At 71.4% G+C, this 15,370-nt stretch carries 17 protein-coding genes and 1 tRNA gene; 3 read left to right on the forward strand and 15 right to left on the reverse strand.

All coding sequences use genetic code 11. The features are described 5' to 3' along the window. The first annotated feature begins 9 nt into the window (after positions 1-9). Both ACRAKF_RS16950 and ACRAKF_RS16955 read left to right on the forward strand, forming a co-directional pair. A complete protein-coding gene (locus ACRAKF_RS16950; protein WP_447038003.1) occupies positions 10-1,311 on the forward strand; it encodes a hydrolase in 1,302 nt (433 codons plus the stop codon). Positions 1,312-1,509: 198 nt separating this feature from the next. Then, on the forward strand, positions 1,510-2,166 hold the full coding sequence (locus ACRAKF_RS16955) for an SDR family oxidoreductase (protein WP_447038004.1): 657 nt from the start codon (positions 1,510-1,512) through the stop codon (positions 2,164-2,166). Between the two features lie 60 nt (positions 2,167-2,226). On the opposite strand, the gene ACRAKF_RS16960 is transcribed toward ACRAKF_RS16955, so the two are convergent. Next, a complete protein-coding gene (locus tag ACRAKF_RS16960; RefSeq protein WP_447038005.1) occupies positions 2,227-2,439 on the reverse strand; it encodes a hypothetical protein in 213 nt (70 codons plus the stop codon). A gap of 117 nt (positions 2,440-2,556) precedes the next feature. Next, positions 2,557-2,638: transfer RNA gene (locus ACRAKF_RS16965), tRNA-Tyr, on the reverse strand. A 196-nt stretch (positions 2,639-2,834) separates the two neighbouring features. On the opposite strand from ACRAKF_RS16965, the gene ACRAKF_RS16970 reads away from it, so the two are divergent. After that, a complete protein-coding gene (locus ACRAKF_RS16970) occupies positions 2,835-3,323 on the forward strand; it encodes a YajQ family cyclic di-GMP-binding protein (RefSeq protein WP_447038006.1) in 489 nt (162 codons plus the stop codon). A 100-nt stretch (positions 3,324-3,423) separates the two neighbouring features. Here ACRAKF_RS16970 and ACRAKF_RS16975 read toward each other — a convergent pair whose 3' ends face one another. The 13 genes from ACRAKF_RS16975 to ACRAKF_RS17035 all read right to left on the reverse strand — a co-directional run bounded on the left by ACRAKF_RS16975 (position 3,424) and on the right by ACRAKF_RS17035 (position 15,059). Then, the gene (locus ACRAKF_RS16975; RefSeq protein ID WP_447038007.1) at positions 3,424-3,690 is read right to left on the reverse strand and encodes a GlsB/YeaQ/YmgE family stress response membrane protein; all 267 of its coding nucleotides are present in this window, start codon (positions 3,688-3,690) and stop codon (positions 3,424-3,426) included. A gap of 141 nt (positions 3,691-3,831) precedes the next feature. Continuing rightward, the gene (locus tag ACRAKF_RS16980; protein WP_447038008.1) at positions 3,832-4,227 is read right to left on the reverse strand and encodes a YccF domain-containing protein; all 396 of its coding nucleotides are present in this window, start codon (positions 4,225-4,227) and stop codon (positions 3,832-3,834) included. Further along, positions 4,224-5,087, reverse strand: a complete 864-nt coding sequence (gene htpX / locus ACRAKF_RS16985) for a zinc metalloprotease HtpX (RefSeq protein WP_447038009.1) — start codon at positions 5,085-5,087, stop codon at positions 4,224-4,226. Before htpX ends, ACRAKF_RS16980 begins: the two co-directional genes overlap by 4 nt. 161 nt (positions 5,088-5,248) lie before the next feature. Then, positions 5,249-6,781: an NADH-quinone oxidoreductase subunit N gene (locus ACRAKF_RS16990; protein ID WP_447038010.1), complete on the reverse strand. Its 1,533-nt coding sequence runs from the start codon at positions 6,779-6,781 to the stop codon at positions 5,249-5,251. After that, positions 6,778-8,367 (reverse strand): complex I subunit 4 family protein, encoded by a 1,590-nt coding sequence (locus tag ACRAKF_RS16995; protein WP_447038011.1) that lies wholly within the window; start codon positions 8,365-8,367, stop codon positions 6,778-6,780. Before ACRAKF_RS16995 ends, ACRAKF_RS16990 begins: the two co-directional genes overlap by 4 nt. A 6-nt stretch (positions 8,368-8,373) precedes the next feature. Continuing rightward, the gene (locus ACRAKF_RS17000) at positions 8,374-10,365 is read right to left on the reverse strand and encodes an NADH-quinone oxidoreductase subunit 5 family protein (RefSeq protein ID WP_447038012.1); all 1,992 of its coding nucleotides are present in this window, start codon (positions 10,363-10,365) and stop codon (positions 8,374-8,376) included. Then, entirely contained in the window at positions 10,362-10,760 is a 399-nt protein-coding gene (gene nuoK, locus ACRAKF_RS17005) for an NADH-quinone oxidoreductase subunit NuoK (RefSeq protein ID WP_447038013.1), read from the reverse strand. The genes ACRAKF_RS17000 and nuoK overlap by 4 nt, the downstream gene beginning before the upstream one ends. Next, positions 10,760-11,359, reverse strand: a complete 600-nt coding sequence (locus tag ACRAKF_RS17010; protein ID WP_447038014.1) for an NADH-quinone oxidoreductase subunit J family protein — start codon at positions 11,357-11,359, stop codon at positions 10,760-10,762. The genes nuoK and ACRAKF_RS17010 overlap by 1 nt, the downstream gene beginning before the upstream one ends. Continuing rightward, a complete protein-coding gene (locus ACRAKF_RS17015; RefSeq protein ID WP_447038015.1) occupies positions 11,356-11,937 on the reverse strand; it encodes a NuoI/complex I 23 kDa subunit family protein in 582 nt (193 codons plus the stop codon). Before ACRAKF_RS17015 ends, ACRAKF_RS17010 begins: the two co-directional genes overlap by 4 nt. After that, positions 11,937-12,905 (reverse strand): complex I subunit 1/NuoH family protein, encoded by a 969-nt coding sequence (locus tag ACRAKF_RS17020; RefSeq protein ID WP_447038016.1) that lies wholly within the window; start codon positions 12,903-12,905, stop codon positions 11,937-11,939. The genes ACRAKF_RS17015 and ACRAKF_RS17020 overlap by 1 nt, the downstream gene beginning before the upstream one ends. Continuing rightward, the gene (locus ACRAKF_RS17025) at positions 12,902-14,050 is read right to left on the reverse strand and encodes an NADH-quinone oxidoreductase subunit C (RefSeq protein ID WP_447038017.1); all 1,149 of its coding nucleotides are present in this window, start codon (positions 14,048-14,050) and stop codon (positions 12,902-12,904) included. Before ACRAKF_RS17025 ends, ACRAKF_RS17020 begins: the two co-directional genes overlap by 4 nt. Then, a complete protein-coding gene (locus tag ACRAKF_RS17030; protein ID WP_447038018.1) occupies positions 14,047-14,658 on the reverse strand; it encodes an NADH-quinone oxidoreductase subunit B in 612 nt (203 codons plus the stop codon). The genes ACRAKF_RS17025 and ACRAKF_RS17030 overlap by 4 nt, the downstream gene beginning before the upstream one ends. Beyond that, a complete protein-coding gene (locus ACRAKF_RS17035; RefSeq protein WP_447042025.1) occupies positions 14,649-15,059 on the reverse strand; it encodes an NADH-quinone oxidoreductase subunit A in 411 nt (136 codons plus the stop codon). Before ACRAKF_RS17035 ends, ACRAKF_RS17030 begins: the two co-directional genes overlap by 10 nt. Positions 15,060-15,370: the final 311 nt, after the last annotated feature.

A 15,370-nucleotide genomic window follows, 5' to 3' on the forward strand; every position in this document is an offset into this window, starting at 1 on the left:
AGGAGCGCGATGCCCGACAGCCAGCCGCAGCAGCCCCACTCCTCCGGCTCCTCAGGACCGTCCGGTCCCGACGCCGCGGCCGAATCCGGTTCCCTGCTGCTCTGCGGCGCCCGGCTCACCGACGGACGCACGGTGGACGTCCGGCTCGACGGCGGACACATCGAGGCGGTCGGCACGGCCGGCAGCCTGACCGCGCACGGCTCGCGCGTGAACCTCGGCGGCTACCTCCTGCTCCCGGCCGCCGCCGAGCCGCACGCGCACGGTGACACGGCGCTCTCCGCCGACGCCCCGGGCCCCGTCTCGTACGACGTCCCCGACGTGCAGCGCAGGGCCACCGAGGCGGCTCTGCTACAGCTCGGGCACGGCGCGACGGCCCTGCGGTCGCACGTGCGCATCGGCGACGTCCAGGAGCTCGGCCCGATGGAGGCCGTGCTCCAGGCGCGGCGTTCGCTGCGGGGCCTCGTCGACCTGGCGGCGGTCGCGGTGCCGCGGCTGCTGACCGGCGTCGCGGGGGCCGACGGGCTCTCGATGCTGCGGGACGCGGTGAAAATGGGCGCCTCCGTAGTGGGCGGTTGTCCGGATCTCGACCCCGATCCGACGGGGTACGCGGAGGCCGTCCTCGAGCTCGCCGCCGAGCACGGCTGCCCCGTCGACCTGCACACGGACGGCGCCGACCCCGCCCGGCTCGGACGGCTCGCCGCCATGGCGGGCGGCCTGCGCGCCGGGGTCACGATCGGCCCCTGCGGCGGGCTCGGCCGGCTGCCCAGAGAGGTGGCCTCCCGCACCGCCGAGCAGCTCGCCGCGGCCGGCGTGACGGTGGTCTGCCTGCCGCAGGGCGGGTGCGCGAACTCCGAGCGGCACGGTGACGCGCCGGTACGGCTGCTGCGCGCGGCGGGGGTGCGGGTCGCCGCGGGCAGCGGCTCCATGCGGGACGCGGCGAACCCCGTGGGCCGCGGTGACCCGCTGGAGGCCGCCTACCTGCTGGCCTCGCGGTACGGACTGCGCCCCGAGGAGTCCTACGACGCGGTGAGCGGGGCGGCGCGGGCCGCCATGGGCCTGCCGGAGGTACGGGTGGAGGCCGGCTTCCCCGCCGAGCTGCTCGCGGTGCGGGGTGACCGCCTCGCGGGGGCGCTGTCGCTCGCGTACAGCCGGATCGTGGTGCACCGGGGGCGCGTGGTGGCGCGGACCAGCGCGGTGCGGGAGTACTGCGACTCGGCGGCGGCCGTGGCGCTGGACCTGCCGCGCCAGGGGCGCGCCCAGGGCACGGGGAACGAGCCGGGGAGGCCGAGGGGCGGGGAGGCGTCTTCTTGAAGCGTGGGGTCTTGAAGCGTGGGCTCTTGAAGCGTGGGGTCTTGGAGCGTGGGGTCTTGGAGCGTGGGGTCTTGAAGCGTGGGGCCGGTTTTCGTCGTCCTCGGGAAGGCCTGGACGCGACCGGGTCGCGTCCGGGGACGCGCGGGGCGGACGTCCCGTGCACGGCGATCCCGCCCGCCCTGCCGTACGGTCGAAAGCATGCGCATTGTCATCGCTGGAGGACACGGTCAGATCGCGCTGCGGCTGGAGCGGCTGCTCGCCGCGCGCGGTGACGAGGTCGCCGGGCTGATCCGCGACGCCGGGCAGGGGGACGACCTCCGCGCGGCCGGCGCCGAACCGGTGCTGTGCGACCTGGAGTCGGCCTCGGTCGACGAGGTCGCCGACCGGCTGCGCGGGGCCGACGCGGCCGTTTTCGCGGCGGGCGCGGGTCCGGGCAGCGGCGTCGACCGCAAGGACACCGTGGACCGCGGGGCGGCCGTGCTCTTCGCCGACGCGGCGGAACGCGCGGGCGTACGGCGGTACGTCGTCGTCTCGTCCATGGGCGCCGACCCGGCGCACCAGGGGGACGAGGTCTTCGACGCCTACCTGAGAGCCAAGGGCGAGGCGGACGCGAACGTACGCGCGCGTGCCGGTCTCGACTGGACGATCCTGCGTCCCGGGATGCTGACGGACGACGCGGGCACGGGGCTGGTGCGTCTGGAGGCGTCGACCGGGCGCGGACCCGTCCCACGGGACGATGTCGCCGCGGTGCTCGCGGAGCTCCTGGAGACGTCGGCGACGGCGGGCCTGACGCTGGAGCTGGTGAGCGGTTCGGTGCCGGTGTCGGTGGCGGTCAAGTCGGTCGCGGGCAACTGAGGCGCTCGGGGGCGGGAGGCTCGCGTCACCGCGGGCGCCAGAAGGCCCCCTGGGGGCCCTTCAGAAGAGCGGGAGCTGCCCCGGGGCATCCGGGACGGTGTAGCCGTCCAGAGCGGCCTGCGCGGCGCCCAGCGGCGCCTGCCTGCGGGAGCCCGGGCAGGAGACCAGCTCGCCCGAGGCGCGCGGCCCCGCCGGATCGTGACGGGCGAACCGCCCGCCGACCACGGCGATCTCACGGCGGCACTCCGGGCAGTTCCTGCGACGGGACGACATGTGATCAGTGTGCCTGTGGAGAAGCGCCCGGGGCTCATCGCACGCAGGACGGCGCCCCGAAACGAAGAAACCCCCTCCGAACTGCATTTCCGCAGTTCGGAGGGGTTTACCTTCATGTGGCGGCGCCAGGATTCGAACCTGGGAAGGCTGAGCCGGCAGATTTACAGTCTGCTCCCTTTGGCCGCTCGGGCACACCGCCGGGTTTGCTGCCTCGCTCCGCTTTCGCGGGGCTCCGTGGCAACGACGTAAACGATACCTGATGGACAGGGGTGCTTCGCCACCCGATTGATCAGCGCCCGGCGCGGGGGCTGTGACTAGGCTTTGCGGACGCGGTCGGCGCCAGGCGGCCGCGTATCCGCTGAGTACGCAGACCCCGATACAAGGAGCCACAGGACATGGCCGACTCCAGTTTCGACATCGTCTCGAAGGTCGAGCGGCAGGAGGTCGACAACGCCCTCAACCAGGCCGCCAAGGAGATCTCGCAGCGCTACGACTTCAAGGGCACCGGTGCCTCGATCTCGTGGTCCGGGGAGAAGATCCTGATGGAGGCGAACGGCGAGGAGCGGGTCAAGGCGATCCTCGACATCTTCCAGTCCAAGCTGATCAAGCGCGGCATCTCGCTGAAGTCGCTGGACGCGGGCGAGCCGCAGCTGTCCGGCAAGGAGTACAAGATCTTCGCGTCGATCGAGGAGGGCATCTCCCAGGAGAACGCCAAGAAGGTCGCCAAGATCATCCGCGATGAGGGCCCGAAGGGCGTCAAGGCGCAGGTCCAGGGCGACGAGCTGCGGGTCAGCTCGAAGAGCCGCGACGACCTTCAGGCCGTACAGGCGCTCCTCAAGGGGCAGGACTTCGACTTCGCCCTGCAGTACGTCAACTACCGGTAGGCAACGGGCCACCAGTGAGCCGGTCGTACGACGACGGAGGGCGGGCACCCGGATCGGGTACCCGCCCTTGCTGCTGGCCGCAGTCGGGGGAAATCCTTGCTCAGCGGCGTGAGTGGCCGAAGAGGATGCGGTAGCCGACCAGCAGTACGAGAGAGCCGCCGATGGCCGCCGCCCACGTCGCGCCGTCGTAGAAGTGGCCGTCGATGGGGCGGTCGAGGTAGCGGGCGGAGAGCCAGCCGCCGATGAAGGCGCCCGCGATGCCGATGACGGTGGTGCCGATGAACCCGCCCGGGTCGCGTCCGGGCAGCAGCAGTTTGGCGGCGGCGCCCGCGAGCAGCCCCAGAACGATCCAACTGACGATGCCCATACGGTGACCTGCCTTTCCCGCGCGATGAGCTTTTGTGCGCTGTTGTCCTGAAGGACGTCAGTGCGTACGAACGCGGTTGCGGTGATGCCGTGAGGTGCAGGACACACGTCAGCCGGGCGTGGTGCCTGGCGGCGGTCGTGCCTAGTAGCGCGCGGCGAACGGCTGGTCCGTGCGGACGATGTCGCGGCCGAGCGGCAGCAGGGAGACCGGGATCAGCTTGAAGTTGGCGATGCCCAGGGGGATGCCGATGATCGTGACGCACAGAAGTACGCCGGTGACGATGTGGCCGATCGCGAGCCACCAGCCCGCGAGGACCAGCCACAGGACGTTGCCCACGCAGGAGGGCGCGCCCGCGTCGCGACGCTCGACCGTCGTATAGCCGAAGGGCCACAGCGCATAGCGGCCGATGCGGAAGCTCGCCAGGCCGAAGGGGATGCCGATGATCGTGACGCAGAGCAGCGCGCCCGCGAGGAGGTAGGCGAGGAACATCCAGAAGCCGCACAGGACGAGCCATATGACGTTGAGGACTGTCTTCACTGGTTGCGACCTGCCATCTGCTCGAGTCGGGCGATGCGCTCCGCCATGGGCGGGTGCGTGGAGAACATCTTGGACATGCCCTGTCCCGGGCGGAAGGGGTTGGCGATCATCATGTGACTCGCCGTCTCGAGACGCGGCTCCGGCGGCAGCGGCAACTGCTTCGTCCCCGCGTCGAGCTTTCGCAGGGCGCTGGCGAGGGCCAGCGGGTCGCCGGTCAGCTGCGCCCCGGACGTGTCGGCCTCGTACTCCCTGGAACGGCTGATCGCGAGCTGGATGATGGAGGCCGCGAGCGGGCCGAGCAGCATGATCAGGAGCATGCCGAAGATGCCGGGGCCGTCGTTGTCGTTCGAGCGGCCGACCGGGATCAGCCAGGCGAAGTTGACCAGGAACATGATCACGGAGGCGAGGGCGCCGGCGACCGAGGAGATCAGGATGTCGCGGTTGTAGACATGGCTGAGCTCGTGGCCGATGACGCCGCGCAGCTCGCGCTCGTCCAGGAGGCGGAGGATGCCGTCCGTGCAGCACACGGCGGCGTTGCGCGGGTTGCGGCCGGTCGCGAAGGCGTTGGGGGCCTCGGTGGGCGAGATGTACAGGCGGGGCATGGGCTGACGGGCCTGGGTGGAGAGCTCGCGGACCATGCGGTACAGCTCGGGGGCCTCGAATTCGCTGACCGGGCGGGCGCGCATCGCGCGCAGGGCCAGCTTGTCGCTGTTCCAGTAGGCGTACGCGTTGGTGCCGAGCGCCACGAAGAGCGCGACGACCAGTCCCGTACGCCCGAAGAAACTGCCGATGACGAGGATGAGCGCGGACAGTCCCCCGAGGAGTACGGCGGTCTTCAACCCGTTGTGCCGGCGGTGCACGGTACGCCCTCCTGGTGGTGCGTGGGGGAACCCTCTGCTGACTGGTGCTTCCACTGTTCAGTGGACCCTCCCGTACTGGTCAACGCCAGGCGGAGAGCACTAGTTCCCTTGTGCGCGCAGGAGCGCTGTGGGCCGCGCGGGTGACGGCCGCGCGGGCCGCGTCAGAACAGGCCCGTGTCCGAGAACCTCAGGACGAGCTGGGGCGCTCCGGAGAGCGCGACGCCGAGGACCGCGGTCACGGCGATGGCCGCCGTGAGAGGCGCGGGCACGCGGTGCTTCACCGGCTCGCCCTCGGGGGCGCGGAAGAGCAGCGCCGTCCACTGGAGGTAGTAGAAGAGCGCGATCACCACGTTCACCGCCATCACCACGGCGAGCCAGCCGAGGCCCGCGTCGACCGCGGCCGAGAAGACCGTGACCTTCGCGAAGAGGCCGATGATGCCGGGCGGCAGGCCGGCGAGGCAGAGCAGGAAGAAGCCGAGGACGAGGGCGGCCAGCGGGCTGCGCGCGTACAGGCCGCGGTAGTCGCTGACGCGGTTCAGCCGCTGGGTGCGGCCGACGAGCGCGGCCACGGCGAAGGCCCCGAGGTTCACCGCCGCGTACATCAGGGCGTACGCCACGGTGGAGCCGATCGCCCGCTCGGCGTCGGCGGGTTCGTCGGCGTATCCGGCCGCGGCGATCGGCACCAGGAGATAGCCGGCCTGGCCCACGGAGGACCAGGCGAGGAGGCGGACCGCGCTGTACGCGCGCGTGGTCCGCTGGCGCAGGGCCGCGACGTTGCCCGCGGTCATGGTGAGCGCGGCGAGGACGGCGAGCGCGGGGCCCCAGACGTCCGCGTACGAGGGGAAGGCGACGACGGTGACGAGGATGAGCCCGGTGAAGCCGACGGCCTTGCCCACGACGGAGAGGTACGCGGCGACCGGCAAGGGCGCGCCCACGTAGGTGTCGGGTACCCAGAAGTGGAAGGGGACGGCGGCCACCTTGAAGGCGAAGCCGACCAGGGTCAGGGCGACGCCGGTCTGGGCGAGCGTGTGCAGTTGCCCGTCGACGCTCTCCAGCTCGACGGCGATCTCGGTGAGGTGCAGGGTGCCGGTCGCCGCGTAGACGAAGCTGACGCCCAGCAGGCTCACGGCGGTCGCGGTGACCGAGGAGAGGAAGAACTTCAGGGCCGCTTCGGAGGAGCGCTTGTCGCCGTACTTGAGGCCCACGAGCGCGAAGGCGGGCAGGGAGGCGACCTCCAGGGCGACGATGAGCGTCGCGAGGTCCCTGGACGCGGGCAGCAGGGCGGCGCCCGCCGCGGAGGAGAGCAGCAGGAACCAGTACTCCCCCGCGGGCAGTTCCTTCCCGGAGTCCTTGAGGGTGCTCATGGAGAGCAGCGCGGCCAGGAGGGCACCGCCGAGGACGAGGAGCTGGATGACGAGGGTGAAGCGGTCGGCGGTGTAGCTGCACGCGTGCGTGCCGCCGCCGGTCAGGCAGAAGGTCGAGCGGTCGTCGTTCAGGAGGGGCAGCAGGGCGAGCGCCGCCGCGGCGAGGCCCGCCACGGAGACCCAGCCGAGCAGCGCCTTCTTGGCGTCGGCCAGGAAGAGGTCGGCGACGAGCACGAGAAGGCCGACGACCGCCGCGATGGTGGGCGGCGCGATCGCGAGCCAGTCGACGGACTGGACGAGGCTTGCGGCGCTTTCGGCGGCCACGGTCACGACTTGCCTCCAGTGAGGAGCTTCTGCACGGCCGGGTCGGTCAGGCCGAGGAGTGCCGCGGGCCAGAGTCCGGCGAGGACGGTGAGGGCGACGAGCGGGGTCCAGGCGGCGAACTCGTAGCCGTGGACGTCGGCGAACGCCTTGGGCGTGGGCTCGGCGGCGGCCTGCGGCATCGGGCCCATGCAGACACGGCGTACGACGATGAGCATGTACGCGGCGGTGAGCAGCGTGCCGATGGCGCCGATCGCCATGAACGTGAGGAAGGCCGGGCGGTTCAGGTCGTCGGCGGGCTCGAACGCGCCGAACAGCGTCAGCATCTCGCCCCAGAACCCGGCGAGGCCCGGCAGCCCGAGGGAGGCGACGGCGCCGAAGGCGAGCAGACCGCCGAGGCGGGGAGCCTTGCCGTAGAGGGCGGCGCCCGACTCCTTCGCGAGGGAGTCGAGGTCGGTGGTGCCGGTGCGGTCCTTCAACGCGCCGACGAGGAAGAAGAGCAGGCCGGTGATGAGGCCGTGGGCGATGTTGGCGAACAGCGCGCCGTTCACGCCGGTCGGGCTCATCGTCGCGATGCCGAGCAGGACGAAGCCCATGTGGCCCACGGACGAGTAGGCGATGAGGCGCTTGAGGTCGCCCTTCGCGCCCTGCTTGGCGAGGGCCAGGCAGGCGAGGGAGCCGTAGATGATCCCGACGACCGCGAGGGCCGCGAGGTACGGCGCGAACTCCCGCATGCCGTCAGGGGCGATGGGGAGAACGATCCGGACGAACCCGTACGTACCCATCTTCAGCATCACACCGGCCAGCAGGACCGAGCCGACCGTCGGCGCGGCGGTGTGGGCGTCCGGCAGCCAGCTGTGCAGCGGCCACATCGGCGTCTTGACCGCGAGCCCGATCCCGATCGCCAGAACGGCGATGACCTGCACGGATGTGCTCAGCCCCCGGCCGTTGTCAGTGGCGAGTGCCACCATGTCGAAAGTGCCGGACCTGAGCCCGATGAGGAGCAGGCCCAGCAGCATGACTACGGAGCCGAGCAGCGTGTAAAGGATGAACTTCCAAGCCGCCCGGGTCCGTTGCTCGCCGCCCCAGCGGGCGATGAGGAAGTACATCGGGATGAGCACCATCTCGAACGCCAGGAAGAACAGCAGCAGGTCGAGGACGGCGAAGGTCGCGAGGACGCCGGACTCGAGCACGAGGATGAGCGCGACGAACGCCTTGGGGGACGGGCCCGCGGGCGGCTTGAAGTAGGAGTACAGCGCGCAGAGGAAGGTCAGCAGCGCGGTCAGGACCAGAAGGGGGAGCGAGATGCCGTCGATGCCGAGGTGGACGCGCACGTCGAGTGCGGGAATCCAGCTGATGTCGGTCGTGGCCTGCATCTTCGAGGGGTGGTCGTGGTCGAAGCCGAGCGCGAGGACGATCGCGGCGAGCAGGATCACGCCGGTCACGGTCACACCGTGGCGCAGCACGGACTGGTCGGGTGACTTCCCCTTCAGTCCGGGCGGGGCCGGGAGGAGAGCGGCCACCGCGCCGATGAGCGGGCCGACGACGATCAACGCCAGAAGAAACTGCATCACGGACTCACTGATACCGATCACGGCTGCTCACGCTCCGGCGGTGGCGACGAGGACGGCGGCGACGGCCAGGACGACCGTGCCTGCGAGCAGCGCGCTCAGATAGGTCTGCACGTTGCCGGTCTGCGCGCGACGGACGGCCGCGCCCAGCCAGCGAGGTGCGGTGCCCGCGCCGCGCACGTACGTGTCGACGACCTCGCGGTCGAGGAAGCGCACGAGGCGTGCGCCGGCCTGGACGGGGCGGACGAACAGGGCGGTGTAGACGGCGTCGAGCCGGAAGCCCGCGGCGGCGTGGCGGTGCACGGGGCCGAGCAGCAGCCGGCCGGGGTCGGCCGGGTCGTCGGCCGAGGCCACGTCTCCGTAGGCGGGACGGTGGGTGGCGATGGCCTCCGCCTCGACCACTCCGCCGTCACCGGCCGGGCTCGCGGCCACCGCGCCCATCGGGACGCGTGCGGCGAGCGCGGTGGTGTGCCGCCAGGCGCCATAGGTGACCAGAGCCCCGACGAGTGCGAGGCCCGTGCCGAGGACGGAGGTCGTCAGTGTCGGCGTGAGTGAGTGGCCGTCGAACCAGTCCGGCAGGACACCGACGGTGAGACCGAACGCGAGGGAGGGTACGGCGAGGACCCAGAGCACGGCCGTCATCGCGACGGGCTGCCGGCCGTGGTCGGGGGCTTCGGTTCCCCTGCCGTGGAAGGCGAGCAGCCACAGGCGCGTCGCGTACGCGGCGGTGAGGAGGGCGGCCAGCAGGCCGGCGACGAGCACGATCCAGCCCGCGGCGGTGGGTGCGACGGCGTGGCCCGTGGCCGTGTGCTCGGCGGCGCCGAGCACCGCCTCCTTGGAGAAGAAGCCGCTGAACGGCGGGATCGCGGCGAGCGCGAGGAGCGCCACGGTCATCGTCCAGTAGGCGTCGGGGACGCGGTCGCGCAGGCCCTTCATGCGGGACATGGCGGCCAGCGAGTTGGTGCCGGCGGCGTGGATGATCACGCCCGCGGCGAGGAACAGCAGCGCCTTGAAGGCGCCGTGGGACAGGAGGTGGAAGACGGCGGCACCGCGGTCGCCGACGGCGAGGGCGCCGGTCATGTAGCCGAGCTGGCCGATCGTCGAGTAGGCGAGGACGCGCTTGATGTCGTCCTGGGCGAGCGCGGCGAGGGCCGAACCGGCCATGGTGACGGCGGCCATGACGGCGAGGACGACCAAGGCCGCGCCGGAGAGGGCGAAGACGGGGAGGAGCCGGGCCACGAAGTAGACACCTGCGGCGACCATCGTCGCGGCGTGGATCAGCGCGGAAACGGGCGTGGGGCCCGCCATCGCGTCGGGCAGCCAGGTGTGCAGCGGGAACTGCGCGGACTTGCCCGCCACGCCCGCGAGAAGCAGCAGGGCGATCAGCGTGGGGTGGTCGAGGCCGCCGTCCGCGACCCTCGCGAGGATCGTCGTGACGCGGAAGGAGCCGGTGTCCGCGGCCAGGGCGAACAGGCCGATGAGGAAGGGGACGTCGCCGAGCTTGGTGACCAGGAAGGCCTTCAGGGAGGCGGCGCGCGCCTCGGGAGTCTCCCAGTAGTGCCCGACGAGGAAGTACGAGCAGATGCCCATGATCTCCCAGCCGACCAGGAGCACCATCAGGTCGCCGGAGTAGACGACGAGCAGCATCGCGGAGGTGAAGAGGGAGACGAGAGCGGCGTACGAGGGGTAGCGCGGGTCCTCGCGCAGGTAGCCCGTCGAGTAGATCTGCACGCAGCAGGCGACGACGCCGACCAGTACGGCGACAAGGGCGGCGAAGCCGTCGACGTGCAGCGCGAGTTCGACGGGGACCGAGCCGGTCGGGGTGAGCTCGGTGGCGGCGTCGACGGACCGGCCACCGCCCTGGCGGACGGCCACGAGCACGGCGAGCAGCAGAGCCGCCAGCGTGGGCAGTACCGCGAGGGGGCGTACGAGGCCGGGGGCCCGTCGGCCGAGCAGCAGGCCGGCCGCCGCGCCGAGGAACGGGAGGAGCGGGACGAGGACGGCGAGGGTGGTCGTAGTCACGCGGTGGCCTCAGCCTTCTGCGTCTGCTGTGACTGCTGCGGCTCCTGTGACTCCTGCTGCTCCTGCGGCTCCTGGTCCTCGGTGGACTCGGCGGTGTCGCGGAGTTCGTCGACGGCGGAGCTGCCGCGGTTGCGGTAGACGGCGAGGACGATCGCCAGGCCGATGCCGATCTCGGCGGCGGCGATGGCGATGGTGAACAGGGTCAGGGCCTGGCCGGCGTGGAGGGAGTCGCGGAGCCAGACGTCGAAGGCGACGAGGTTGAGGTTGACGGCGTTGAGCATCAGCTCGACGGACATCAGGACCAGGATCGCGTTGCGGCGGGCGAGGACCCCGTAGACGCCGACGCAGAAGAGGAGGACGGCCAGGACGGCGGGATAGGCGAGATGGAGGTGCATCAGCGGTCACCCTCCGGGGTCGACGGGTCCTCGGCGGGCTTCTTGCGGGAGAGGACGATGGCGCCGATCAGGGCCGCGAGGAGGAGTACCGAGAGCGCCTCGAAGGGGAGCACCCAGTGCCGGAAGAGGACCGAGCCGGTCACGTCGGTGGAACCCTGGGCGGCGCCGTCCAGGTCGATCACCGTGGTGCGGAACGCGTCCACGACGACCCAGACAAGGGCGGCGGCCGCGACGAGGGCGACGGCGAACGCGATCGGCCGGTTGCGTGAGTCGGCGTCCGGGGAGCGGCCGATGGGCGCTTTGGTGAGCATCAGCCCGAAGAGGAGGAGAACGACGACGGAACCCACGTAGATGAGGACCTGCACCCAGGCGATGAACTCCGCGGTGAGCAGGAGGTACTCGACGGCGAGGCCGCCGAGCGCCACCACGAGCCACAGTGCGGCGTGGACGAGCTGGCGGGTGGTGACGGTGATGACCGCCGCGCCGAGGGTGACGAGGCCGACGAGGAGGAAGGCGATCTCGACGCCGGTCGGGGAGAGGAAACCATGGCTCTCCGCGGTCGCGGCGGCTGTCGCCACGGTGGCTGCTGCGGAGCTCACGACTCCCCTCCCTGCGGCTCGGACCGGGGCGTGGGCTCGGGGTGCGGTGTTGTCTCGGTGGCTGCCAGTTTTTCGGCGGTCTTGCGGGCGGCGGCGAGTTCCTTCGGGTCCTCGGCGCCGGGGTCGAGGGCCGGCGGCTCCGGGACCGTCCACATCCACTCGCGGAGCTTGTCGCGCTCGTGGGTGAGTTCGTGGATGTCGGTCTCGGCGTACTCGAACTCCGGCGACCAGAAGAGGGCGTCGAAGGGGCAGACCTCGATGCAGATGCCGCAGTACATGCAGAGGGCGAAGTCGATGGCGAAGCGGTCGAGGACGTTGCGGCTGCGCTCGCGTCCGCCGGGGGCGGCGGGCGGCACCGTCTCCTTGTGGGAGTCGATGTAGATGCACCAGTCGGGGCATTCGCGGGCGCACAGCATGCAGACCGTGCAGTTCTCCTCGAAGAGGCCGATGACGCCACGGGTGCGGGGCGGGAGTTCGGGCTGGGCCTCGGGGTACTGCTCGGTGACGGTCTTCTTCGTCATCGTGCGGAGGGTGACGGCGAGGCCCTTGGCGAGGCCTGACCCTGGGAACGGGGGCATCAGTTGATCGCCACCTTCACGATGCCGGTGAGCGCGATCTGCGCGAGAGCGAGGGGGATGAGCATGGTCCAGGCGAACTTCTGGAGCTGGTCCTCGCGGAGACGGGGGTAGGACACGCGCAGCCAGATCACGACGAAGGCGAGGACGGCCGTCTTGAGCAGGGTCCAGACCCAGCCGAGCCCGTCGTCACCCCACGGGCCGTGCCAGCCGCCCAGGAACAGGACGGTGGTCAGACCGCACAGGACGACGATCCCGGCGTACTCGGCGAGGAGGAAGAGGGCGAAGCGCAGGCCGGTGTACTCGGTGTAGGCACCGAAGATGATCTCGGAGTCGGCGACCGGCATGTCGAAGGGCGGGCGCTGGAGTTCGGCGAGGCCCGCGACGAAGAAGACGAGGGCGCCGACGATCTGCCAGGGCAGCCACCACCACTCGAAGGCGTCGACGATGCCGGGCAGGGAGACCGTGCCCGCCGCCATCGCGACCGAGGCGGCGGCGAGCAGCATCGGGAGTTCGTAGGCGAGGAGCTGAGCGGCGGTGCGGAGGCCGCCGAGGAGGGAGAACTTGTTGGCGCTGGCCCAGCCCGCCATGAGCGAGCCGAGTACGCCGACGCCCATGACCGCGAGCACGAAGAAGATGCCGGCGTCGACGACTTCGCCGACCGCGCCCTCGCCGGGGCCGATCGGGATCGCGACCAGTACGAGGAGGTAGGGCAGGAGGGCGATCGCGGGGGCCAGCTGGAAGATGCGGCGGTCCGCCGCCGCGGGGACGACGTCTTCCTTCTGGGCGAACTTGACGCCGTCCGCGACGAGCTGGGCCCAGCCGTGGAAGCCGCCCGCGTGCATGGGGCCGAGGCGGCCCTGCATATGGGCCATCACCTTGTGCTCGGTCTGGCCGACCACGAGGGGCAGGACGAGGAACGCCGCGAAGACGATGACGAGGCGCAGGGCGACGTCGAGGGCGTCGTTCACTCGGTGCCTCCGGCGTCTCGGGTGTCTTCGGGGTTCTGCGCGGACTCGGGCTTCGCGGCGGGCTCGGGCTTCGCGGTGGCTTCGGGTCGGTCGGTGGCTTCGGGCTGCTCCGGCTTCGGCTGCTCCGAGGCGTCGAACGCCGGGCGGGCGTGGTGCCAGGGGGCGTCGGAGCTGCGCGGGGCGGTGGGCTTCGCCTCAGCCGGGGCCACAGCTTCCGGCGAAGCCGCCGCCTCGGGCGAAGCCGCCGCCTCGGGCGAAGCCGCCGCCTCGGGTGGAGCCGCCGCTTCCGGTGGAGCCGTAGCCGCAGCCTCCTCCGAAGCCGGGCCCTCGGCCTGTGTCCGTTGGGAAGCCGAGCCCTGGCTGACGCTGCGTGAACGCCTCGGGGGGCGGGTCGGGGCCTCCTGCTCACCGGGGGTGGCCGCGGCGGCCTCGGCCGGTGGCGTCGGCGCGGCCTGGCTGGCCGAGCCCTGGCTCACGCTCCGGTTCCGCCGCACGGGACGTTCGCCACCGGCAGCCGCGCCCGCCGTGCCCACCGCGCCCGCGCGCCCCGCACCCCGCGCCGGACGCGCCGGAGCGGGCGGGAGCTGGCCCTTGAGGGGGCCCCACTCGTTGGGGTCGGGTACGCCGGGGGGCAGCATCTGGCGGCGCTTGGGGCCGCCGTGTTCGGACTCGCCAGGCTCCTTGGCGCCCGGCCAGGCCTTGGCGACGCGTGCGGCGAGTACGAAGTCCTTGCGCAGCGGGTGGCCCTCAAAGCTCTCCGGGAGCAGCAGCGGGGTCAGACCCGGGTGGCCCTCGAACGTCACGCCGAACATCTCGTGGGTCTCCCGCTCGTGCCACGCGGCGCCCGCGTAGACGCCGACCGCGGAGGCGAGCAGCGGGGCCTCGTGCGCGACCGTCGTACGGAGCAGGAGACGTCGTACCGGAGTGAGCGCCACGACGTGGGCGCAGATCCGAAAGCCCGTGCCCGGCTCGTCGACCGCGCTCAGCCAGTCGAAGTACGTGCAGGCCAGCGTGGTGCGGGCGGTCTCAAGTGCGGTGATCCACTGTGCCGGGGGCACGTCGACGGTCAGGACGTCGTACGCCTCCTCGGCCGTGGCCTCCGTACCGAAGAGCTCCTCGACGGGGCTCGGCAGCCAGCCGGTCACCGGTCACCCTCCCCCGTCTTCGGGGCCGGTGGTCCCTGGACCAGGCCGCTTCGCAGCGCCGCGGCGGAAGGGCGGTCGCCGTTCCCGTACCGCTCCCCCAGCGACTCGTTCGCGATCTTCTCCTGGAGCTTGAGGATGCCCTGGAGCAGCGCTTCGGGGCGGGGCGGGCAGCCGGGGACGTAGACGTCGACCGGGATGATCTGGTCGACGCCCTTGGTGACGGAGTAGGAGTCCCAGTACGGGCCGCCGCAGTTGGAGCAGGCGCCGAAGGAGATGACGTACTTCGGCTCGGGCATCTGCTCGTACAGGCGCTTCACCGCCGGCGCCATCTTGTCCGTGACGGTGCCGGAGACGACCATCAGGTCGGCCTGGCGCGGCCCCGGCGCGAACGGGATGACGCCGAGCCGGATGAAGTCATGGCGCGCCATGGAGGCGGCGATGAACTCGATGGCGCAGCAGGCGAGGCCGAAGTTGAAGACCCAGAGGGAGTAGCGGCGGCCCCAGTTGAGGACCACCTTCATCGGCTCGGGGGCGAGGCGGGAGAGCACCCCCAGCCGCTTCGGCTCCGGAAGGTCCACAGGTGCGGGGGGATCAGGGGTCACGTCCACGTCAGGACGCCCTTCTTGTATGCGTACAGCAGGCCCACGGCGAGGAAGCCGAGGAAGATGAACATTTCCACGAGCGTCGTCGCGCCGTAGCCGGGCGCGGCGAAGACCGTCGCCCAGGGGAAGAGGAAGATCGAGTCGACGGCGAAGATCACGTAGAGGAAGGCGTAGACGTAGTAGCGGACCTGGGTGTGGGCCCAGCCCTCGCCGACGGGGTCGACGCCGCACTCGTACGTCAGAAGTTTCTCGGGGGTCGGCACCACCGGGCGGAGCAGCCGTCCCGCGCCGAAGGCGACAGCGACGAACAGCACGCCCACGAGGGCGAGCAGCCCGACGACGGAGTACGACTGGTAGTAGCTCGCCGAGACGGTCGTCGTCTGGTCATAGGCCGCCGAGACGGTCATCTGGTCGTAGCCCGCCGAGACGGTCGTCCGGTAGTAGCTCGCCGCGGCGTTCGTCACGTGCACGTCAGCCCCTCACTCCCTGACCGCCCTTGATGCCGATCGCGTCCACTCGCCGACCGCCCTTGTCCGATCCCGTGCGCGTCCACTCGCCGACCGGCCTGACCTGATCCGTTCGACGATCTGTACGCACGGGAGTCTAGGGCCTGCTAAAGGCTCCGTAAGCAGAGCGTCACGCATCGGTCATCACTTGGCGGCACGTATACGTGGGGGGCGGGGTTATCCCCCGGTACGTGGGGGGTGGGGTTATCCCC

The organism is Streptomyces sp. DSM 118878 (assembly GCF_052936595.1).